Genomic DNA, 21,203 nt, shown 5'->3' on the forward strand with positions numbered 1-21,203 from the left:
TCTATTCTGAGCGGTTATTTGTCAGATGTGACAATAAACGTGAGCCCGATGTCCCGCCCTAGTTTAAAAGACCAAAGATCAGAACAGATCCTCGATGCATATCTCACCTGTGTGGCCCATTTCGGATTGGAAGGGGCGACCCAGGAACGCATTGCAACCAAAGCCGGGGTCAAACGACCCATCCTGCGTCACTATTTGGGCAACAAGGATCAGATGACGGGAGCCCTTATCAGCTACGTCGTGGATCGGTTCGCTCAGGCGACTTTCGCTCTGCAAGGTGCATTGGAACCGACGGGTACTCCGGCAGATTTGATTGACCTGCTGTTTGACAAATCTACTCCCAATGATCCGCGCGTGATGCTGGCCTACCAATCCCTTGTCACATCCGTTGCCGAACACCCATCGATGCGTCAGCCCCTTGTGGAAAGCCTGGAACAGTTTTTGGGCGTGATTGAAGCAGTACTAAAACGCGCGGGGCCTTACGCCTCCGCCACCCAATTACGCGCGGTCTCGCAGGGGATCGCCGCGACATATGTGAACCTGGACTCTCTGACCCCACTCAGTCCGCCCGACGCTTGGCGTGAGGAGCTGAAGCAAGCGGCTCTGATACTTGCCGCTAGCCTGGACACAAAGGCATGAGCACTTCTCGCCTTATCAATTATGTTGCCTTCCCAGTTCTTTTGGTTGCGGCAGTTCTGGGGCTCTACTGGGTTTGGGGGATGCTGTTTCTATGGTGGTTGGTGCCATCAGTCCTGACTGGCCAGACCGCGCTTGTCTCTGAAATTACGCGCGATCAAGACCCGATTCTTTTCTGGTCCGTGTCCATCCTCTGGGCCGCGTTCGGTCTGATGATGATCGCGGCCAGCTTGTTTCCCCCCTACGCCATCTGGCTTGTTTAAGAGGTAGTCATGACCCGCATGTACCACCACCTTCCTGTTGACGCTTATACATCACAGGACTGGTTCGACCGCGAACAACGGCTGATCTTCTCTCGCACCTGGCGCTACGCGGGGTTGGCCGAGGATGTGCCGGAACCCGGTCATTTCACCTCAGTCCAGGCAGGGCTAAACAATATTTTTGTTGTGATGGGTCGCGATCACCGATTGCGCGCGTTTCACAACATTTGTCGCCATCGCGGCACGCAATTAATCCGGGCGGTCGGGAAAACACAAAAGGCGCTGACATGTCCTTATCATGACTGGACATACGATCTGGAAGGCAACCTTATATCTGTTCCGGATGAGGCGAAGGAATACCCCAATGGTATCGACAAATCCTGCCTGGGGCTGAAACCCGCCAGTGTCGACATCTGGCGTGGAATGCTTTTTGTCCATCCTGATCCAGACCCGCCAAGCCTTGCCGAGTGGTTTGGCGCGGTTGATCCGCTGTTGGGGCCACACAAACCGGAAGAATTGGTGGAGTATCCCGATGCCCGGCAGAGCTATGAAATCAAGGCCAACTGGAAGATCGTGGTCGAGAATTACATCGACGTCTATCACCTGAGCCATCTGCATTCGAACACGCTGCATATGTATGATCATGCGCGGGCGGAATATGGGTGGAAGGGTCCGCATTATCATTTCTGGGAGCCCCCTGCGCCGGATTATGCGAAGGATCTGAACAAGAACCTGCCTTCACCTCGGACGATCCCCGAACCGCATGTTGGGGCCTGGGTGCCGATGCTGTTTCCGGGTATCGGTGTCGGTGCTGGTGAGGATAGTTGGAACCTCTTCGTTATCACCCCCCTCGCACCCGGCCTGACGCGGGTGGAAAACCGAACAAAACTGGCCAATGCCTCAGGTTGGGAGTTTCAAAAGCAGCAATGGCGCAGTTGGAGTTTCTGGAAGGAATTCGGCGGTCCAAAATACTCAGACAGCAATGCAACCGGCGAAGATGATCCTATGGCATCAGGTGATTTCACTGCCGAGGACATCTATGCCTGTGAGCAGCAACAAAAGTCGTTGACCAGCCCGTTTTTCGAGGTCGGCCCAGCCGCCACCGGGGAAGGCCCGGTAGTGAAACACCAACAAGCGATCCTGAACTTCCTTGAGACACAAGAGACCGGGCCATAGCCTGTTGCTTGGGATCGACACCGGATCATTCTATCAATCGAGTGCAAAAACGTCTGCATTCCCTCCTCCGAATCTGAGGACACAATGATACGCATTCTTGCAATTCTGAACGGCACAGCCCTGGCAGCCGGACTAGTCTTGGCCAACCCATCAGACGAGCCGAAGGATCTGGCTGTTCGCTATCTCAAAGCAACAGATGAGTCCGCCATCGCCGCAACGTGGAAGGATTGGCACCCGGAGGCGGTGCATACTGTCACGATCAAATACGGGCTGGGATTGCGGGATGAACAGTTTTTTTATTCGGTAGCAGGATGGGAAACCCTGCCTGATTGGCGCCAAGATCCATCGTTAACCGAAGCGATGCGGGGATACACAGAAACCACGCGCGATACGCCCACAATAACTTCAAAAAACGCCAACGACGGTACACATGTCACCGCTGTCACGCGCGTTGGTTACATCTGGGACGATGCACCCGGAATTATGACCCAGACTGATAAGTTCTTCATCGTCTCGCAAGCAGGTCGGTTTGTTATCCGCACTCTGGACACCACGTTTGACTATCGTTGAGGATGCCATGAACCCCAACTTCTTTTCTCTGAAAGTTGCTGAAGTCCAGCCTGAAATCAAAGACAAAGCCACAAGCGTAATCTTTGATCTACCCACTCACCTGACGGAGACCTTTTGCTGGCAGGCAGGGCAGCACGTCACTCTGCGCTTTCACCTCAACGATAAAGAGCAACGTCGCAGCTACACCATTTCCAACCCACCCGGCGCGCCTTTGCGCATTACGGTAAAACGGGTGACCAAAGGGCTTGTCTCAACCCATATCGGTGACCGGCTAAAGCCCGGTGACATGGTCGACGTCATGCCGCCCTTCGGCCAGTTTTTTCTGACGCCGAGCCCACTGTACCGTCGCACCCACTATTTTTTTGGCGCAGGCAGTGGCATCACGCCGCTTTTCGCGATGATCAGCGCTGTCCTCGAAGAAGAACCTCATTCGATGGCCAATTTGATTTATGGCAACTCCGATGACCAAAGCATCATCTTTCACGAAGAACTGGAAAAGCTGGCAATGGATCATGCCGGCCGGTTCACATTGCGCCATGTCCTGTCCGCACCATCGATGTGGAGTTGGATCAGCCCCTGGCGAAAGGGTCGTTTGGGTTCCGAAGCCATAAAAGCTGCCATCGCAGAAACCCCGCCAGTTGCACAGGACGTCCAATACTGGGTTTGCGGTCCCGGTACTATGAATACGGACGTGAACGAGGCGCTTATGGCACTGGATGTACCTGTGAACCGAATTCACATGGAGAGCTTTGGAGGCGCGACAGTCACAGCTTCCAGTGTGACGGGGATTGCCGCGAGTGCACGAGTAGTACTGGGCGGGTCGACCTACGAAATACCGGTTGCCGCCAATCAAACCTTGCTAAATGCGATATTGTCGGCGGGTGTGGCACCACCTTACAGTTGCCAGTCCGGACTGTGCGGTGCCTGCAAAGCGCGTCTGACAAATGGCCGGGTTCATATGCATGCCAGAATGGCTCTTGAAGACAGAGACGTCGCCCGAGGAGATATTCTTTCCTGTCAGAGTGTCGCCGTGACAGAGGACCTGAGCATTAACTTCGACAAATAGAGGCATGGTTTTGGAGTTATGGGGGGCTATCCAGTATTGATGAACACCTGACTTGAATGTGGTCAGATCACCCCGCGTTGACGTGAAAGAATGCCGGCTTCTCTCCTGAACGAATTTCAGTGAATGACTGCTTCAGACTCAAAGCAGCCGCGACTCCAGGGTAACAAGGCTTCCAATAAATTGAACCGTTTGAAATGGAAGGATTGGCTATTGGAGTGGTGCCAGCCATAGGGATTTAGTTACAGAATGTTCTGCGCGCATCAACTAGGCTATGTGCTATTAGTTCACCAGCTTATGCGCGACCACCTTCGGCTCACGCAAATCACGAGCAAACTACGCAAGCTTATGGGGCCCGCGAATTGCTTTGCGCGCACCTAATTTTGTGCAGGGACGCTCATAACGTTACACCGCTATCCTTGGTTTATTAGGGAAATCTGGTTGTCTTCGCCCTTAATCTTAGGCGACATTTGCGCAAAAAATTGCACGATTTCCGCATAATCTTGCGCGGCTCAATATCCGCGTTCAATTGATGGTGGTTGCAGTGTGATTCCGTCGACTTATAGGCGCTGTTTCTCAATCAAAAGTGCGTTCTGATTGGCGAAAATCCAACCTTGTTTGAAGAACGCTGCCCATTTGCGAGTTTGTGGCAGATCACTGACAATATACTGCGGCACGCTCGCCATTCCTACCGTTCGCAGCGATTGCAAAGTCGCAGGTATGGCGACCTAATGCCGTGCAGACAATGGGTAAGTTCGCTGCGTTTGCGCCTGTGAGCGCCATCAAAATAGTATGAAGCAAACGCAGTGTGAGTGAATCTCCTACACACTGCTGCACGGGGGCGTTGTTTTGGGACAAGAAAGCAGTCGATTGTGAGTTACGCTGACTTGCAAAGCGATGGAGCCACAAAATGCGGACAGATTTGAGACCGAACGTTATCTTAATCTTGGCTGACGACTTGGGCTTTGCTGATCTGGGCGCAACCGGATCAGAAATCCGAACCCCGAATCTCGATGCACTTGCCCGCAACGGCGTTTTGCTTACGACTATGTATAACTGCGCCCGATGCTGCCCGACGCGAGCGTCGCTTCTGACCGGATTGTACCCGCAAAACGCGGGCGTTGGTCACATGGGCGCGAATCTGGGAACCCCCGCCTATCAGGGTTTTTTGCGCAACGATAGCGCCACTATTGCAGAGCACCTGAGGGCAAATGGCTATCGGACTCTGATGTCAGGCAAATGGCACGTCGCAGGGGACTTCATGGCCCGCGAAGTCGACAGTTGGCGCGTTGGGGATGTTGACCATCCAACGCCGCGACAGCGCGGGTTTGATCGCTTTTATGGAATTGTCGACGGCGTCACCCACTTTTTCTCGCCTCATTACATGCTCGAAGACGACAGCCGCATCATGACTTTCCCGGATGACTTCTATTTCACAGACGCAATCACGGACAAAGCTGTCGGAATGATCGAGGAAACCTCCGACGATCAGCCCTTTTTCCTCTATCTCGCGCATACGGCACCTCATTGGCCCCTGCATGCCCATCCCGAGGACATTGCACGTTATGACGGGGTATACACAACGGGCTGGGACGCCACCCGTACGGCACGGCATGAAACCATGAATGACATGAATCTATTCCAGACAAACTGGGATATTTCTCCACGCGATGCCGATGTTCATCCCTGGGACTCAGAGAAGAACACGGATTGGGAGGCGCGCAAGATGGCCACCTATGCTGCGATGGTGGATCGGATGGATCAATCTATTGGCAGGCTCATCTCGGAGCTGAAGCGCATGGGACAGTTTGAAAATACGCTGATCATGTTTCTATCCGATAACGGTGGATGCGCAGAATTCATGGCCGAAGACGGGTGGGCAAAGTTCTTTCCCGATACCACGAATGATGGTCATCGCATCAAAATGGGAAACCGCCCGGACGTGATGCCGGGCGACGCGCAGTCTTACCAGAGCTATGACAAACCATGGGCAAACGTCTCAAATGCGCCGTTTCGGTTGTTCAAACATTATGTACATGAGGGCGGCATATCGACACCGCTCATTGCACATTGGCCCAAAGGGTTCGCGCCGGGCGAAAATGCGCATGCGGCTTGCCACGTTGTCGATATTTTGCCGACTATCCTGGAGGCAACAGGTAGTCAGTACCAAGGAGAGGTTGGCGGGCATGAAATTCAGCCTATGCAAGGGCAGTCATTGATGGATTTGTTTCGCGGCAAGGACTGGTCGCGTGAAGAACCTATCTTTTTCGAGCATGAGGGCAACGCGGCTGTCCGGCTCGGTCAGTTCAAGCTGGTCAGGAAGTATGGGCGGGACTGGGAACTCTATGACATTGAAGCGGATCGCACGGAACTGAGAAACCTAAGAGGACGCAACGCGGAACTGGAGGCTGACTTGATTGGCCAATACGGCAATTGGGCAACGAAAACAGGCGTCATGGATTGGGACATAGCTCTTCCCAGGTTACTTGAAGCGTGGAAGATCGAAACTGCGGAAGGATAAGCATTCCACACTCTGATGGGTGAGTACTCTGTTAGCCGCGATGCGTTATCATGCAATACTGACTGGCCGAACTCGAACTATCCATGAGCCATGATCACAGGCTGAGCCCAACCAGACTTTTTACAGGCATGCGTGGACGCCCTGATAATCCATCCGGGCTCCACCTTTCAGTAGTGCCTTGAATTTCAATCTAGCCACTGTCTCCAGCGCGAAACAAAACACGGCCGCGTTGCGCGATTAACTCCGGCTCTCCGGTGACAGGGTGGAAATATCCTTCAACACGTTGCCCATCTGGGTTGGTACCATAGACTTCCCAACAACCACCATCCTCCTTCATGAAGCGGACGGACCAACCGCTTGTCTCCAGACGCTTGGTAAGTTGTTCCTCGGTCAGCCAGTCAGATATGTTCGTGGCTTCGCATTAGAGGCGACTTTCTGGATGTTTCGCGATAGATCAAACTCAGCCTTGCATTCGGTTCGTGGTAACCTCTTCTCATCCTTTGAACAGCGCGGCCCGACGCCCGGGGTACTTCTGGCCAAGCACTCTTAACTCCTCGACCCGCTCGGTCTTGAAGCGCCGGTAATCCTCTTTCGTTTCACACCAGCCGATCAGGTATCGCGTGCGATCCAGAAACGCGATCAGCAGCGGCCAGACAATCCGGTCTGTCGTACTGCCATCGCGATCCGTGTAGATGAGTTGCAGCCTGTAGCGCTCTCGTATGGCGTGACGCAGCAGGGCGCTGTCGAAGCGTTCGGATACTCGCACGGGTTTGAATGGGCTTCGAGCTACCATCAAGCACCACGGGGCGCAGCTCTTTCGGGATTGCCGAGGAAAGCTTTGACACCAAATCACGGGCAGCCCGAGCCAGCGATGGGTCAGCTTCAGAAGCCACCCAGGCTGCTCCCAAGGCGGCGGCCTCCAACTCATCCGCCAACTCCCGCCCTGTGATCGGCGACCGGGTAGACCGCAATATCTGGATAATCTGGAGCAAGCGTTCAGTGCGACGCATTTTTGCACTCTCCTCTCACGCTACTGTCATAACGGTGTAAGCAGGGTAGTTCTAAGACAGGATCAGAAATCAAAAACGCGCGACACTCGCGCAAGCCAATGGAGCCACAAATATGATCCATCACGAACGCAGTCTCACCATTGATGCGTCCCCCGACGCAGTGTGGGAGGTTCTCAGCCAGTTTATGCATATCGACGATTTCGCGCCCCAAATCACATCTATTGATGCCTTGACGGACGGAGAGGTCGGGGTGGGATCAAAGCGACGGAACCACTTTGCCAATGGGACATCACTGGCCGAGGAAGTGACGGAATGGAAACCAGGTGCGGGCTACACAGTGCAGCTATCTGACATGGCGGCAATGCCACTGCACGAGGCCAGTTCCGAAATCCTTATCACCCCGGCTAGCGACAAATCCAAGGTCACGTAGACATTCGACTATCGCGCGAAATACGGCCCACTTGGATGGCTGTTGGGACAAACTATGATGAAGACGATGATGGGCAAGACCATCGACGCCAACCCTCTGGGATTATCGGAAAAGGTTCGCGCGGGATAATCTGGAAATGACTTCCGTTGGAAAGCAACCAGTATAGGTTTTGTCATGAACGGTCGTTTTGCCGCGCATCTCGGAAACTGCAGAGCTAGTTGTGAATGTCCGGTTCAGGTTGTGACGCGTTAACCGTAGGCGGTGCAGAAGCGAGGATTCTGCTTCCATTTTTTGGCATGCTGCAACTACCCCAAACAACAGCTATGTGCCGTTCGGGTTAGCGTCCTAAAAGTTCAATAGAGTACTTGCCCCTAAGCGGGATCTTTCATCTCAATGAGTTGAATAAGGTTCCCGCACGTGTCGTCGAAAACCGCCATGCGGACAGGTCCTGCTTCCATTGGCTCAACGCTAAATTCTACACCCAGATCGCCTAACCTTTTCCGCTCCGCGTCAAGGTTTTTTACCAGAAATGAATGTGCTGGAATGCCATCAGAAACCAGTGCTTCTTTATAGGGTTTCACTGCTGGGTGGTCGCTTGGCTCAAGCAGTAATTCTGTTCCTTCGGGGTCTTCGCTCGCCACCACCGTCAACCAGCGGTTTTCACCTAAGGGGATATTGTTCTTCACCGTGAAGCCGAGAACGTTAGTATAAAATTTTTCTGCAATATCTTGGTCATCGACAAAGATGTTAGTCACGTAGATTTTCATAATTTTTCTCCGTTTTGCTTGACTGCCCCGGAGGCGTGGATGGAGCTTGAGTTGACAGCCGGATCGGTCGAGAAACTGAGCGGAATTACAGTGGCTATCACACCGTTCATGCAACCGCATTGGTGGGACACCTCACAACACGGGTAAAACTATACTTCATAGTCAACGAATTTCGCGACCAGATATTCAACATGGAAAGGTGAATGTCTGGTTCGTGTAACGCGACAAAACGGACACTGACGACGGTTGCCGGAAGGTCTGCATAACGCGAGCGGAATGCCAGAACGTTGACAATTCGCGGCTGAGAATTCGAACTACCTTTCTGCTTCTGAAAAGCCAAATGCCTTGCGATACTTGGGAATGAAAAGGTCTTTTCCCTTCATCTTACGAGTGATCCAGTCACCTACTGTAGCGAAGAGCCAGCTATTTCCGATGACCGGGCCCAGCGGTACCAGAATGGGTGCTCTTTTCCATGGCGAGTAGGCTTTCTGGCTTTCAACGGATGCACCATTCAACACATTCTTAAGCGTCTTGATGAGCCATGGGTTCTGCCGGGTCGTCGCGACAATTGTCATTCCGTCGCCAACGTCAGCAATATCACCGGCGACGAAGACGTTTTTGTAATCTGACGGACGCAGCCATTTATCAGTCTTGACCCGGCCCGCAGAACCTGGAGTCACACCCGGAAGGCTTTGCACCAATGACGTTTCGGGTTTCGATCCAATCACCGGAAATACAAGATCAGCTGCAATCACTCTACCGTCGGTCAAGGTAACAGAACCCTCGTAAGGGAGATCCAAATTGCGCAAGTCCTGCGCTTTTTGGCCAAGAATGACGGTGACGCCAAGTCGTTCCAATTTGCGCTTGAGCTGCGCGCCCAACTTGGCCGGATACATCGGGAACAACGTATCGTCCGACGAAATCAAGGTGATGGATTTGCCTGGCTGTGCCGAGGCGATCTCGCCTGCAAGTTCCGTACCGACAGCGCCCGCACCGACAATTGCAACTGAGTTCGCCTTGGCCAGCTGCGTACTCACATCTGTGCTGGCTTGACGAAAGTCCGCAATGCTGTCGCCTGACGGTTTGAACGGTGCAGCATAGGACGATCCGGTGGCGATAACGATAAAGTCCGCCGGTAACACGGCGCCGGAGTCCAATGTGACCTCTGACTGAGAGACGGAAACGGCGCGACCCCGCACGACGTTCCCTGATTGCAGCAGGTTGTCGTATGGCAGAATGATTTGGTCCAGTAAGGCGGGCTCAACCAGCGCGCGGATCGCTGCGGGGGGCTGTACGAAGGCCTCGCGTTGCTCGATCAGGGTGACATCCGCGTGGGCGTCCAATTCCTGGGCAACTTCAAACCCAACATAGCCCCCACCAACGATCACGATCTTCTTCTTCGGCATAGGGTCCCCCATTGCGGCACGATGTTCTGACCGCTAGTTAGTTTTGTACTTTCCTTCGAACAAGTACGGTCATTTAGGATAGGGCATCAAGTTGAAGGTTTGATGCGCGCAACAAAGTGACCTTTCGCTGCACCTGCTCCAATGGCAGCCAACTGCACGTCGTATTGTCCACCACAATCAAAGAGCACACAAAACCGAACCTTCAGTTCGCGCAGCCGGAACCCTCGGTCGATGGTCTTTGTCGATATTGGCTTGGTGTCAGACCCGTGTATTTCCGGAATGCACGCGTAAAATGTTGTGGGTGCTCATAACCCGCAGCAAATGCGACATCGATTATTTTTGTGTCGGGATCATCCAGCAGCAAACAGGCGTTCTGGAACCGTGCTTCCTGAACAACTGCGGAGTAGGTTTTGCCATGTCGGGCCAGCGTTCGTTGAAGAGTCCTGCTCGACATACCTGTGATTTCGGCCAAGAGATTCAGGGACGGATAGGCATCCTGAAGATAAGGGGCGACAACCCGCCGGAGGCTGCCGACGAAATCAATCTTTTCTGGTGACATCGTCACCTCAGCAGAGCCATTCTCGAAAGGCGAAACACAAGGTACGGCCAGGTTGGCAATCGGAACAGTGACAGAAGTGTGCTGCTGACCACACTTAACTCTGGTGTTTGGATACGCTGCTTCTGTCGAGATATGGCCTTTGGAATGCGACATGATTGTAATTTCACCGGGACACCAATCCGCACCACAAACGCTGCGCAAAATTTCGATAAATGAATGCACCGCGACCCACTCCGGCCCAGCTAGGGCGTTGTGGTTTCGAAAATCGACCAGATCAAAAGAAATTCGATAAGCAGTCCTCTCTTGCTGAATACCCACCGAAATGGCTGTATTTTCAAAAGGCGCTACACTGGCAAACGCCTGAACAAGCGCAAGACCCGAGGGCGCGTTTATCAAAGCCGCCTGCATTTTTTGTGAAAGGCCAGACATCCGTGCCGACAGTGACGCGTGGTGACCAAACTCAACAATATCCAGATCCTGACTGCACTGACCGACAAACTCGAACACCTGCGGCAGACTGAGATACGCATCCGGATTGTCTTCGATCAGTGTAGGAAGTTTTGCGCGTTCCAGCTCTCGATCAACCGGAGCGCCGATATCACGCAAAGAAGACGTATAGGTGAGAAGGTGCGCGGCGCGAACCAAAGGCAATGGTCTCATCCAGAACTTCCCCCTCCCCGGCAGGTTTCCGGCATTTGGCTGTTCTACGCCCTTGAAGACTATGCACAAAACACGCCAGCCCGCAATCTCGGCAATCGGCGGCGCATAATGGTCAGACACCGGCAGCTGCGCCACCTACAATCAAAGCCGTAAATAGGAGCCATCAGGGAAGTGTGCATGCCGCACCGAAACCCAGGAAGGCGGATCGACATCGTCGCTCTTATGGATGTGGTGGATGCTCAGTCACGAGACGGCGGAGCAACGGTCCAACGTGTGGCTGATGAAATGGGAATAAGTGGCCGCTCGTTACAAAGATACCTTAACGCATCCGGGTTCACATTTTCGGACATCCGTGACCAGGCTGTGAACCATGCAGCTCTGACCATGCTTGCCCATTCCAAGCTTTCTATCGCGTCAATTTCCAAGCGATTGGGCTACAAAAACCCCGGCAGCTTCACGCGGGCATTTGTACGTTGGAACGGGGTAACCCCGGTTGCCTATCGGTGCCGGGCTAACAAGGGAAAATCTTAGATGCGGTGTGGCGCAAAATGGTCAGAATACCGAGACAGAATGTGATCTCATCTCGACGCAGTTGGAAACTTTGAGGTTGAAGATGATCCTTTGGTTTGACGGCCCGCGCTTAGTGCCACTTTGCCCCACTGTCCGGCAATGAATTAGGAAAATCAGTAAATACTGTATCTTCTTAACTATTTGTAAAGCTTGGCGAATTGGGGGCATGTTAACGTCAAAATGACACATCTCCAAATTTAAAAATGCCTAGGTTTGTGCCTGCACCGACCAATAACAGTTGAATTCGAAGTCAAAAGTAATTCGGAGGAAATCATGAACAAAATTATGAAGACTATAGCGTCGGCTGCCGCCATCGGGCTCGCCTTTGCGCTTCCCTTGAAAGCAGAACAGCTTAGCGACGCAGAGCTGGAGAACCTTGTGAAACGCTCAACACAGTATGTTGCGCTGTTCAATACGCTCAACAACTTCGTGGTCGACCCTAAAAACCCGTTGGCCTCGGGCGGGTGGAACAAAACGGCTTATCCGAAGGGATTGGCCAATGCGTCTGTGCGCGCCCTTCCGCGCCCAAATAATGATACGCTCTATGTACTTTCGCTGCTGGACATGCGCGACGACGCGGTGGTGATCGAGTATCCGGCCTTCGATTCCAAATTCGTCTCGCTGGAGGTTTCGGCGACAGATCATTACGTCAACATTCCCCTTGCCACGGCCAAAGGTGACTTCAAGAAACCGACTAGGATCCTCTACTATTCCGAACGTACCGACGGATATTCCGGGGAAAACGTCGATGGCGTCGACCAGATATTCGAGATGTCCGGCGACTTTGGCATAGCCTTTCTTCGCGTCATGCCGCAGGCAAACGACCCGGCCAAATTCAAAGCAAACATGGCAGCGATCAAGGAAGTCAAACTGCAAACCTTGTCGGAGTTCCAGGGTAAACCTGCCAAACCCGTAACCCCTCTGAACACGCCGAAATACTCAACTGACGCGAATGTCTATGCTGAGAATTTCCTGGAAGTGATGCAGTGGGTGTTCAACTACACCTCTTTTGATCCAGAAAAATATGAAATGGACAAAGAAGCACTGGCCGCGCTCAAGCAGGTTGGGGTTGAGCCGGGCAAGGATTTTGATCCGAACGCGCCTAAAACAGTGGATTACAAACGTCTGGCAGCAACCGCGGCCAAAATGTACGCCGCAGAGAATGCCATCTGGAATTCGCCCAAGGAGGTCGCGCCGTATCTCTACAAAGTGTTCCAGCCCAAAGGGAAGATTGATATCGACACAATGTTCCTGCAATCCGTTGTCGGGCCGCTTGGTCAACCCGCGAGCGAGGCGATGTATCCGGGCATAACCACCACTGATGGCAAGCCGATGAATGCCGAGCACGACTATGTAATCAAAATGACTAAGGATGAGCTTCCACCGGCAATCGCATTTTGGTCAGCCACGCTTTACGACACCAAGCATGGCTATTTCATCCCCAACAAAGAAGACAAATACAGCGTAGGTCAAAACGCTGGCATGAAGCTGAACGCGGAAGGTGGGATCGAGATCCACATCGCGGCCGAACAACCCGAAGGTGTTCCGGCAGAGAACTGGCTTCCAATCACCCGTGAGAATCTGGGGATCGACATCATCATGCGGATCTATCAGCCCGATCTGGAAAAGATGAAGACCTGGAAAGCACCAAAGGCCGAAATCGTAAAGTAAATGAGCCTGATGGCTGAGGAACGCCCCGGTGTAATATCTGTTACACCGGGGTGCGAAGCACCGTTCTGGTTCGCGGCAATAGCCGGCCTTGTCATTATCTCAATCAGCTTTTTTGCGTTCGCAACGTCGGGTCTGAGCATTGTATTCGTGGCTCTGTTTGGAATTTACAATGGGATTACCTTGTTTTTGATTTACTCCTTCGCAAATCCCTATTCGCCTCCCGGAGCACTTGAGCCGGCTGCGCTATCGCGCGTGGGAGTGCTCATAGGGCAGTAGTATGATAGCTTGAGAACTGTTGAGAAATAGCGGGAATTTGCAAGAAATCTCTCATTCCTTACAATCGCTTCATCACCACAAAAGACACTTTTCGGAGCCGTAACTGCCTCGATAAATGAGCGTTCAGCTGGTAGTCACCCAAAATGATTGAGCGCAGCAATCATACCATTCGCGCAACGCACATTTAGGACTGATTTTGGCTATAGAAATTGTGTGTGCGGTTGGGCAGAACTTCTCTCGACACAAGAATTTCACTCCCCCCATGATTTGATGTCCGCACGAAGTGCAAACGGCTCTGCTCATCGCTTTGCTTTGGCCAGTTCTCTCGGGGTCCGACCCTCCCATCGTCGAATTGCCCGCGTGAAAGCCGACTGATGAGAATATCCCAAGGACATAGCCAAATCCCTGAGAGTTCCTTCGTCCATCTCTATCCATTCTGTGGCGGCCTCACGCCTGATCTCGGCGAGAATGTGGGAAAAGCTTGTACCTTCCAGTTTGAGTAGGCGTTGGAAAGTTCTGGGGCTGACCCCCATGACCTGAGCAATTTTGGATAACGTTGGTTTTCCTGTCTCAAGCATCGCTCGCAATATGACTTGGACGGATCCGGTCAAACCACCAGATCCCCGCAATGAATCGAGTTCAGGTAACGGCGGTGGGGATCGAGCCGCCCCAACCCGCGTACGGATAGGGGCGTCCAGGGCTTCGTTAGTAACCCGCAGGGTCAAAATGTTTCGACCTTCGCGTAGAGGGCTTTGAAAGCGCTCGTCGAGAAATGCCAAACCTTCTGACGGGTGTGGGGTGATTTCAATTTCGCGAAGACTGTTACCCCTGCTGTTTTACAACATTTGCCTGAGCTGATGCAGAACCTCGACGGCAGTTCCGCAATAAATGACTGGATAAATGAGCGGGCCGCTGAGAGCGATGTAGTGTTGGCTCGAGATCGGGCCGATGATCGCCTTTTGGGTCTTCTGATCTTAGCTGAATTTTTGGAACCCGAAACGCTCAAGACCGTTCATCTGGGGTATCTTTTTGCGAACGCGCGTGGGGGAAAGGTAATGCGACCGAACTGATCTCGGGTCTCACCACATGGTACAAGGCCGACAGCCAGTCTGTGCAACTTTGTGGCGGCGTCGAAGCGAAAAACCCAGCTTCTGCCAAAGTTTTGAAGAAAAATGGATTTGAGGTGGAAAAAGAACTGCCAAACCCAACTACAGAGATGTTTGGCCTCTATTTACCGTACAGCTTCGACAAGCTATTTAGTTCAACGCCCAAGGCACTAGGGGAACCGAAACAAATCTTTGTCGATTTCTTCAAGCAATACTCCGGCAAACCGCTCCACGTGTTGGACATTGGCTGCGGTCAGGGCCATGACGCGTTGTTCATCGCACGGTTGGGTCACAGCGTTGTAGGCGTTGACATCTCCCCCACTGGCATTCGTGATTTGACCGATACTGCAACCTGCGAAAATTTGAGCGTTGAGGGCATTGTTGCTGACATAAAGACCTTTTCCCCAAAAGGTAAGTTCGAAGCGCTGCTCATAGATCGAACGTTATACATGCTGTCGGAAAAAGATCGGTTGAAGGTGCTGGACCGGTTGATTAGCGGTGTGTCCGATGAAGGCTGGGTACTGATCTCGAATGAGCCGTCGAATATGCAGGGGTTCAAAGACCTGTTCGCTTCGAGCGGCACTGCTTGGGAAGTAGAGATGGATAGATCTGAAACCCTGATTGTTCGGCGGTCTAGTCGAAAAAGGAATTCCTGATGACTTCCAAGCTTAAACGCAGCAGACCTTCGCTGCGCTGCTGTAAGACGCTCGGAAGGGGCTCTCCCTTGCCGTCGGCCGTGCAATACTCGAACGGCTGGTCCGGGATTGGCCAAGGTCCGGTCCCATGGGAGCTTTGGCAGCTAGGCGCACCAAGGCGACTGGGGTATCATTTGAAACGAATGGCAGCTTTGCATGCAGGAATGTTGAAAAGGCTATTTCGACTAGCGTCAGCAACTTGTGCTCATATTTCAACCACGAAACGCTGATCAGAAGACCGTTTGTTGGCAACGTCTGAATGGTTGAATCATGTTAACGCTTTGAAGTGTTCTCCGGCGAATGCCATGAACTTTTTTATTGCAGGACGGCTGTAACTTTCGCGAGAAGCTATCAGCCAAAGCTTATGGTGAAGCTCTTCATGTTTGAAGCACTGGACCAAGTCGGGGGTCGCATCACCTGTTACACATGGTAACAAACCCAATGCATCGCCAACTTGAAGTGCCGCCACCATACTGGACACGGCATTCACCTGATAAAGAACTTGCGATGGGTCGATCTGACCATTCAGCCAACGGACGGATTTCATGACACTTGCGATGTCTTCGGAGTAAATCAGAAACTTGTGCCCGCTGGCTTCCGCCAAATTTCCGGGTGCACCGTGAATCTTCTGATACGCAAGATTGCAATAGACACCCAGCGGAAACTGAGCAACTTTTTTAGCTATCAGTGTGTCCCCTGATATCTCGTCAAGAGGTCGGAGGGCTATGTCAGACTTTCCCGTCTCAAGCGGCGGCTGATCCTTATCCCAGGCAATGTCGATCTGAAGTTCGAAGCTGATACCTGGATTTTTCTCTCGAAACGCTGAAACAAGCCCGGCACCGAACCGCTGCATGGCTTCTGCGTTTCCTGAAAAACGGATAACACCATGTTCGTCTCTGGCGAGTTGCTCAGCCGAGACAGAAACTTTTGACGCCGCGCGGCGCATACCTTTCATGTCGTCCAGCAAAGCCAAACCTTGAGCTGTGAGCTTGTAGCCGCGGTTGTCCCGTTCAAATAGTTGAATTTTTAGAGCGTGTTCAAGAGCTTCGATCCTGCGCGCAACTGTGGTCTGGTTCATGCCGATGACGCTGGCCGCCGCCAAGGTCGAACCCTCTTCAGCGACGGCAAGAAAAACGCGAATGTCATTCCAGTTGAACACGAACGTACCCCGGCGATTATTCTGCAATTTTGCAGTGTCATACCCTACTATTCGCCATTTTTGCAGATCAGACCAGCCGGTAGCTTAAGTTTGAATACAATGGGAACGGAGAGCTGGAACTATGAATACCATGCCAGAGAAAACCAGAGACATTCAAAACCATCACATCGACAGTACAATCTGGGACAAATTCAGCTTTCGTGACGACGATATCGTCATTGCGACTTACGCAAAATCCGGCACCACATGGATGCAGCAGATCATCAGTCAGCTCATATTTTGTGGCAAAGAGGACCTGCCTGTCGCCGAGATGAGCCCATGGGTTGATCTGCGGGTGCCACCGCCGGAAGTTAAGCTCCCGATGATCGAAGCACAAACTCACCGCAGATTCCTGAAAACCCACTTGCCGGTTGATGCGCTCGTGTTCTCGGAAAAGGCCAAATATATCTACATTGGTCGCGACGGCCGGGATATCGTTTGGTCACTCCACAATCATCATGTCAATGGTAACGAAGCATGGTACGACGCTCTGAACAATACACCCGGACGCGTCGGGCCACCTCTGGCTCCGCCCATCGGTGAACCTCCGATATATTTCGAGAATTGGTTAGAGAACGACGGCGCGCCATTTTGGTCATTTTGGGAAAACGTAAGATCGTGGTGGTCGGTGCGGGACCTGCCCAACGTCAAGCTGGTGCATTTCGCGAACCTTAAAGCCGACATGGAAAGTCAAATTCGTGAGATTGCTAAATTTATCGACATCGACATAGATGACGAAATGATGGTGGATGTGTTGAAACACTGCTCGTTCGACTACATGAAATCCAATGCAGAACAATCAGTGCCACTTGGGGGCGCGTTCTGGGAAGGTGGTGCAAAAACTTTCATCCACAAAGGGGCCAATGGTCGTTGGAAAAGTGATTTACCTCAAAATCTAAATCAGCAGTACGAGCAGAAGGCCCGCGAGCAGCTGGGTGATGCTTGTGCCCACTGGATTGAAACAGGCAAGTGTTAGGGTTCAGTCGCTGGTGGGAACACCCGACCCGCGATACCGTCACGGCAAACATAATTCTAAACATTGCTCTGTAACGGGATTGCATTCAGCAGAAGCAGACCTTCGCCACATCACAGAAAACTGGGAACAATAGGCTTTGAGTTACCATGCTCTGCAATCAGTTCGATTGGCTGGTGGCAGCCCAAAGCAGATCTTCTTCGGATGGTCTCTGGACCTGAACTGACGCACATGAAGGGCCATTTTTGGAAGTTGGAGCCAGCTTAAGTGCTCTGCCTAATTATCCCACGTTCTACTGACAAGACTTTCGTAATGTATCAGAAGACTGCTGCCCGTCTACTCGGTGTGGGTGACGCTGTTCAACTCGCGTTTAATCTATTGTAAACAGCTCCTGTCTTTCAGCAACACCACGCAGTCTGTATTGCCCCAGCGAAACAAGATTTGGAATGGATTTCACCAAGTCCTCTGCCACCCTGTTAGAAACAATAATGTTCTGATCTAGTGCGCTGCACATGCCAAGAATCCGGGAGGTTGTATTGACTGCCGGGCCGACCACTGTGAAGTCCAAACGAGACCGGCCGCCAATGTTGCCATAAAGTACATCGCCAGCGTGCAACGCAAGAGTGAAGCCGGTCGTTGGTAAACCGTCCGCTTGCCGTCGTTTGTTGAGCTTATCAAAGGTATCTCGCAACTCAATGGCCGCGTGAATCGCGACGCTGCGAGCGTCCGGAACCTGATCGATATCGAAGATGGCAAGCATACCATCTCCCATGAATTTCAGAACGTTACCGCCATTGCGTTCGACTACATCAACAGCTTCTGCGAAGTAATCGTTTAGCAATTCTATGATTGAGTCCCCCGGAAGCGCCTCTGACAGTTTGGTAAATCCTTGCAAATCAAAATACCAAATCACCGCTGAAATAGTTTCCGATGAACCTCGGGTTATATCCCCGGAAAGAACGCGCCGACTGGCGTCTCGGCCCAGATACGCGGCGGTTATGTCTTCAGCCATCAGTCTGTTCGCCCCACATTTCAGCGTCAGGCAAAGTGGAGATATCAGTTGGCGCAATCCGTCAAGTTGCTGGCTTGTGAAGCCCCCGCTCGCGTCGGTTGTCAACGAGATAATAGCTCCTTCCTCGGCCTGCATTGGATCGACAGGTGTAGCGTTATCCTGAATAAGGAAGAACCGTTTAACGGCGAAGTAGTCTGTCGCACCGCGTTCGCGAAGTTCGTCGAATATCGGAAAATCAAGCTCTGGTTCTTCGACTGTCAGATCTTGTCTGATCTCGTCAACATTGTTTACCAACAGATAGTAAATCGGGCTTTGTATGTATTCTTCAGGTGCATCCGTTCTTCGGACAAACTCCTGTCGCTCATTTCCTCCATCCCTGTGCCAGCGAAAAGCGACTGTCCCAATCTCGGGATGATGAGCGCGCACAGTGATGTTTGCGCGTTGAAGTGGAATTCCTGCCGAAACAAGACGGTTGCAGAATGCTTCGAGCCAGATCTCCACCGGCGCATTCTCCAAGCCCTGTTGAACCAGCCAATCTGCTAAGTCCTGTATGGCGGCGGTCAGTTCCCAGTTTTGGATTAAAGGAGCTGCCATGATGTCCTCACAATGAGCTATGTGAACAGTTAGTTCCCAGTCTAATTCACTTCAAGGACACCTCAAATTCAATTTTTCAACGGCGCTCGCAGCCCAAAGCAGACATTCAAAACAAGACTTTGCAATTCCGGCATACGCAACAAGACTGTCGCTTTAAATCGGCCATTCAAAGACCGCGATTGCGCAGAACGGTTCATTCAGGAAGACCAGCTTTTCGTAGACCTTGAAGATAATGTTCGAGCGTTGGGGCATGTGTATAGAGATGGCACCGCCGGACCATAGAAACGGAAAAGTCAGGTCGGTGCGCTAAACACTCGCTAAACAACCGTGCGGCTTCCTCAGTTTTGCCTAAGTAGCCCAGGCCAGCGAGAATGACAGAGTAGCGGGACCATTGAAACCCTTGCTGTTGAAGTGATTTTCTTCCCCATTCAATCGCTAGCCTGTAGTCGCGCTTCAATAAATACGCCTCGGCCAGTCTCACCATATACGACCCCATATGCTGGTCACGGGGGCTGAGGCGAATGGCGTCTTCCAAGTGTGGGATAGCCTGATCGGCACTTCCCAAAAACACAGCGGCAGCGCCGAGACCGTAATGAGCCCAAGCAAGACTTGGATTGAGCTCAACGGCCAGTTTGAGATCTGGAATCGCGTTTTCGTGCTCGCGACCTACGATCCGGGCCTTTCCCATAGCGCAGTGAGCAGCCGCATCATCGGGATCCAGTTCTACCGCCATTCGGGCGGATCGTAGTGCATATTCGCGGTTTTTTGCGGGGGACTCCGCTAGGCCGAGCACCACTTCATAGTAGTACGCGTCCACCAAACCGGAAAAAGCCAGAGACAAGTTGGGATCTTGCAATAGGGCTGCCTCAAATCGCTTGCGCGCTTCCATCAGGTCTTCTTTGGTCCGCTTGTAGAGATGCCACATTCCTTGTTGATATATTTCCCATGCATTCAGTTTGCCGGACTTCTTAAATGTCGCTCGTTGTTGCTCTGCCTTGTCCAACTCCGGCGCAATAGCCCCGACGATAGCCTCGGTGACTTCATCCTGGACCGCAAAAATGTCCTCTGGAACCCGATCATACCGCTCGGACCAGATTTGTTTTTCGGACGCCGCATCGATTAATTGAGCGGCAATTCGGATGCGGTTACCCCCTTTGCGAACACTTCCATCGAGCACATAACGTACACCAAGTTGATTGCCGATTTCCTTCAGGTCTACCGCCTCACCCTTATAGGCAAAACTGGAATTGCGGGCGATAACCATCAGCCATCGGTTTCGGGACAGAGCGGAAATGATGTCTTCTGACACGCCGTCGGCAATATACTCTTGATTGATTTCACCGCTTAAGTTGTGGAACGGAAGGACAGCAATGGAGGGCTTATTCGATCTTGATAACGGGATCGGCGAAACACCTATTGGCAAAGCGGCTCCGCTCAGTGCAATGCTATAAGCATGAACGGGTTGATCTACGTTCTTGAGTTCCAGTTTACCCAAATCTTTGAACTCGACCTTAATTTTTCCGGTGGCTTGTCGATAGGCATCTTCAGACAAACAGATACAATCCGGTTCTGCGTGGGCTTCAAGTCGAGCCGCTATATTGACGCCGTCCCCCAAAAGATCTTCGCCATCAACAATAACGTCACCAAGGTTAAGTCCGATACGAAAACTAAGGCTCTTTGTTCCTTCATCCTCCGACCTAGCTTGAAGAATGGCCTTTTGCCATTCTATTGCACAGGCGACCGCGTCGACGACGCTGGCAAATTCAACTAACAACCCGTCGCCGACGAGCTTGAAAATTCTACCATTGTGTTGAGAAACAAGTGGTTCGATTATTTTGCTACGAACTGCTTTCAAGCATTCAAGAGTGCCTGCTTCGTCATGCCCCATAAGACGGGTGTAACCGACCACATCGGCAACAAGAATAGCGGCAAGGCGGCGTTCCAAGAAAACTCTCCTAACGCCACAAGAATACCGCCGAAAGTGACGAGAATCCACGTCATTAGATATCCGCGCGAAGTCGAATCGCTAAAGTCTTCGATAGAGCAATAA

20 protein-coding genes and 1 pseudogene are annotated in these 21,203 nt (G+C 52.1%); 11 read left to right on the plus strand and 10 right to left on the minus strand.

The features are described from left to right. The first annotated feature begins 48 nt into the window (after positions 1 to 48). The 6 genes from AC2TDA_RS05650 to AC2TDA_RS05675 all read left to right on the plus strand — a co-directional run bounded on the left by AC2TDA_RS05650 (position 49) and on the right by AC2TDA_RS05675 (position 6,226). Positions 49 to 639 (plus strand): TetR/AcrR family transcriptional regulator, encoded by a 591-nt coding sequence (locus tag AC2TDA_RS05650; protein WP_480878024.1) that lies wholly within the window; start codon positions 49 to 51, stop codon positions 637 to 639. Continuing rightward, complete coding sequence (locus AC2TDA_RS05655) at positions 636 to 899, plus strand: hypothetical protein (RefSeq protein ID WP_480844710.1); 264 nt, start codon at positions 636 to 638, stop codon at positions 897 to 899. The genes AC2TDA_RS05650 and AC2TDA_RS05655 overlap by 4 nt, the downstream gene beginning before the upstream one ends. A gap of 9 nt (positions 900 to 908) precedes the next feature. Continuing rightward, on the plus strand, positions 909 to 2,072 hold the full coding sequence (locus AC2TDA_RS05660; RefSeq protein WP_480878022.1) for an aromatic ring-hydroxylating oxygenase subunit alpha: 1,164 nt from the start codon (positions 909 to 911) through the stop codon (positions 2,070 to 2,072). Positions 2,073 to 2,156: 84 nt separating this feature from the next. Next, positions 2,157 to 2,642, plus strand: coding sequence for a hypothetical protein (locus AC2TDA_RS05665; RefSeq protein WP_480878020.1), 486 nt, complete (start codon positions 2,157 to 2,159; stop codon positions 2,640 to 2,642). A 7-nt stretch (positions 2,643 to 2,649) separates the two neighbouring features. Beyond that, positions 2,650 to 3,708 (plus strand): 2Fe-2S iron-sulfur cluster-binding protein, encoded by a 1,059-nt coding sequence (locus tag AC2TDA_RS05670; protein ID WP_480878019.1) that lies wholly within the window; start codon positions 2,650 to 2,652, stop codon positions 3,706 to 3,708. A 907-nt stretch (positions 3,709 to 4,615) separates the two neighbouring features. Next, complete coding sequence (locus AC2TDA_RS05675; RefSeq protein WP_480878017.1) at positions 4,616 to 6,226, plus strand: arylsulfatase; 1,611 nt, start codon at positions 4,616 to 4,618, stop codon at positions 6,224 to 6,226. Positions 6,227 to 6,416: 190 nt separating this feature from the next. On the opposite strand, the gene AC2TDA_RS05680 is transcribed toward AC2TDA_RS05675, so the two are convergent. From AC2TDA_RS05680 to AC2TDA_RS05690, 3 genes and pseudogenes are all read right to left on the minus strand, one after another. After that, entirely contained in the window at positions 6,417 to 6,632 is a 216-nt protein-coding gene (locus AC2TDA_RS05680; protein WP_480878119.1) for a PepSY domain-containing protein, read from the minus strand. 87 nt (positions 6,633 to 6,719) lie between these two features. Further along, positions 6,720 to 7,019 carry a helix-turn-helix transcriptional regulator gene (locus AC2TDA_RS05685; RefSeq protein ID WP_480878015.1) on the minus strand — a complete coding sequence of 100 codons (300 nt, stop codon included), beginning with the start codon at positions 7,017 to 7,019 and terminating at the stop codon, positions 6,720 to 6,722. Positions 7,020 to 7,155: 136 nt separating this feature from the next. Beyond that, a pseudogene (locus AC2TDA_RS05690) lies at positions 7,156 to 7,236 on the minus strand (hypothetical protein); the annotation flags it as partial. 112 nt (positions 7,237 to 7,348) lie between these two features. Between AC2TDA_RS05690 and AC2TDA_RS05695 the strand changes: the two are divergent. Further along, on the plus strand, positions 7,349 to 7,666 hold the full coding sequence (locus AC2TDA_RS05695) for an SRPBCC family protein (RefSeq protein WP_480878013.1): 318 nt from the start codon (positions 7,349 to 7,351) through the stop codon (positions 7,664 to 7,666). Positions 7,667 to 8,037: 371 nt separating this feature from the next. On the opposite strand, the gene AC2TDA_RS05700 is transcribed toward AC2TDA_RS05695, so the two are convergent. From AC2TDA_RS05700 to AC2TDA_RS05710, 3 genes are all read right to left on the minus strand, one after another. Beyond that, the gene (locus AC2TDA_RS05700) at positions 8,038 to 8,433 is read right to left on the minus strand and encodes a VOC family protein (protein ID WP_480878012.1); all 396 of its coding nucleotides are present in this window, start codon (positions 8,431 to 8,433) and stop codon (positions 8,038 to 8,040) included. A 314-nt stretch (positions 8,434 to 8,747) separates the two neighbouring features. Then, positions 8,748 to 9,839, minus strand: a complete 1,092-nt coding sequence (locus tag AC2TDA_RS05705; protein WP_480878010.1) for an NAD(P)/FAD-dependent oxidoreductase — start codon at positions 9,837 to 9,839, stop codon at positions 8,748 to 8,750. 202 nt (positions 9,840 to 10,041) lie between these two features. After that, positions 10,042 to 11,178 (minus strand): helix-turn-helix domain-containing protein, encoded by a 1,137-nt coding sequence (locus tag AC2TDA_RS05710; protein WP_480878009.1) that lies wholly within the window; start codon positions 11,176 to 11,178, stop codon positions 10,042 to 10,044. 57 nt (positions 11,179 to 11,235) lie between these two features. Between AC2TDA_RS05710 and AC2TDA_RS05715 the strand changes: the two genes are divergently transcribed. Continuing rightward, positions 11,236 to 11,589 (plus strand): helix-turn-helix domain-containing protein, encoded by a 354-nt coding sequence (locus tag AC2TDA_RS05715; protein ID WP_480878007.1) that lies wholly within the window; start codon positions 11,236 to 11,238, stop codon positions 11,587 to 11,589. Between the two features lie 312 nt (positions 11,590 to 11,901). After that, entirely contained in the window at positions 11,902 to 13,299 is a 1,398-nt protein-coding gene (locus AC2TDA_RS05720; RefSeq protein WP_480878005.1) for a DUF1214 domain-containing protein, read from the plus strand. A gap of 575 nt (positions 13,300 to 13,874) precedes the next feature. On the opposite strand, the gene AC2TDA_RS05725 is transcribed toward AC2TDA_RS05720, so the two are convergent. Next, positions 13,875 to 14,153, minus strand: a complete 279-nt coding sequence (locus AC2TDA_RS05725; RefSeq protein WP_480845468.1) for a helix-turn-helix transcriptional regulator — start codon at positions 14,151 to 14,153, stop codon at positions 13,875 to 13,877. A gap of 404 nt (positions 14,154 to 14,557) precedes the next feature. Here AC2TDA_RS05725 and AC2TDA_RS05730 point away from each other — a divergent pair, with 404 nt between their 5' ends. After that, complete coding sequence (locus tag AC2TDA_RS05730; protein WP_480878115.1) at positions 14,558 to 15,337, plus strand: GNAT family N-acetyltransferase; 780 nt, start codon at positions 14,558 to 14,560, stop codon at positions 15,335 to 15,337. A gap of 307 nt (positions 15,338 to 15,644) precedes the next feature. Here AC2TDA_RS05730 and AC2TDA_RS05735 read toward each other — a convergent pair whose 3' ends face one another. After that, positions 15,645 to 16,535 (minus strand): LysR family transcriptional regulator, encoded by an 891-nt coding sequence (locus tag AC2TDA_RS05735; RefSeq protein ID WP_480844723.1) that lies wholly within the window; start codon positions 16,533 to 16,535, stop codon positions 15,645 to 15,647. A 121-nt stretch (positions 16,536 to 16,656) separates the two neighbouring features. On the opposite strand from AC2TDA_RS05735, the gene AC2TDA_RS05740 reads away from it, so the two are divergent. Continuing rightward, positions 16,657 to 17,550 carry a sulfotransferase domain-containing protein gene (locus tag AC2TDA_RS05740; RefSeq protein WP_480878003.1) on the plus strand — a complete coding sequence of 298 codons (894 nt, stop codon included), beginning with the start codon at positions 16,657 to 16,659 and terminating at the stop codon, positions 17,548 to 17,550. A 367-nt stretch (positions 17,551 to 17,917) separates the two neighbouring features. Here the strand turns inward: AC2TDA_RS05740 and AC2TDA_RS05745 are convergent, their stop codons facing one another. Further along, entirely contained in the window at positions 17,918 to 19,075 is a 1,158-nt protein-coding gene (locus AC2TDA_RS05745; RefSeq protein WP_480878002.1) for an adenylate/guanylate cyclase domain-containing protein, read from the minus strand. A gap of 271 nt (positions 19,076 to 19,346) precedes the next feature. Then, positions 19,347 to 21,098 (minus strand): adenylate/guanylate cyclase domain-containing protein, encoded by a 1,752-nt coding sequence (locus AC2TDA_RS05750; RefSeq protein WP_480878000.1) that lies wholly within the window; start codon positions 21,096 to 21,098, stop codon positions 19,347 to 19,349. Between the last annotated feature and the right edge of the window lie 105 nt (positions 21,099 to 21,203).

Source organism: Ruegeria sp. HKCCD6426, from assembly GCF_057221115.1.

Bases quoted from the DNA above. Each gene is read 5' to 3' on its own strand.
- AC2TDA_RS05650 (WP_480878024.1), top strand. From the start codon at position 49: ATGTCCCGCCCTAGTTTAAAAGACCAAAGATCAGAACAGATCCTCGAT.
- AC2TDA_RS05655 (WP_480844710.1), top strand. From the start codon at position 636: ATGAGCACTTCTCGCCTTATCAATTATGTTGCCTTCCCAGTTCTTTTG.
- AC2TDA_RS05660 (WP_480878022.1), top strand. From the start codon at position 909: ATGACCCGCATGTACCACCACCTTCCTGTTGACGCTTATACATCACAG.
- AC2TDA_RS05665 (WP_480878020.1), top strand. From the start codon at position 2,157: ATGATACGCATTCTTGCAATTCTGAACGGCACAGCCCTGGCAGCCGGA.
- AC2TDA_RS05670 (WP_480878019.1), top strand. From the start codon at position 2,650: ATGAACCCCAACTTCTTTTCTCTGAAAGTTGCTGAAGTCCAGCCTGAA.
- AC2TDA_RS05675 (WP_480878017.1), top strand. From the start codon at position 4,616: ATGCGGACAGATTTGAGACCGAACGTTATCTTAATCTTGGCTGACGAC.
- AC2TDA_RS05685 (WP_480878015.1), bottom strand. From the start codon at position 7,019: ATGGTAGCTCGAAGCCCATTCAAACCCGTGCGAGTATCCGAACGCTTC.
- AC2TDA_RS05695 (WP_480878013.1), top strand. From the start codon at position 7,349: ATGATCCATCACGAACGCAGTCTCACCATTGATGCGTCCCCCGACGCA.
- AC2TDA_RS05700 (WP_480878012.1), bottom strand. From the start codon at position 8,433: ATGAAAATCTACGTGACTAACATCTTTGTCGATGACCAAGATATTGCA.
- AC2TDA_RS05705 (WP_480878010.1), bottom strand. From the start codon at position 9,839: ATGCCGAAGAAGAAGATCGTGATCGTTGGTGGGGGCTATGTTGGGTTT.
- AC2TDA_RS05715 (WP_480878007.1), top strand. From the start codon at position 11,236: ATGCCGCACCGAAACCCAGGAAGGCGGATCGACATCGTCGCTCTTATG.
- AC2TDA_RS05720 (WP_480878005.1), top strand. From the start codon at position 11,902: ATGAACAAAATTATGAAGACTATAGCGTCGGCTGCCGCCATCGGGCTC.
- AC2TDA_RS05725 (WP_480845468.1), bottom strand. From the start codon at position 14,153: ATGCTTGAGACAGGAAAACCAACGTTATCCAAAATTGCTCAGGTCATG.
- AC2TDA_RS05740 (WP_480878003.1), top strand. From the start codon at position 16,657: ATGAATACCATGCCAGAGAAAACCAGAGACATTCAAAACCATCACATC.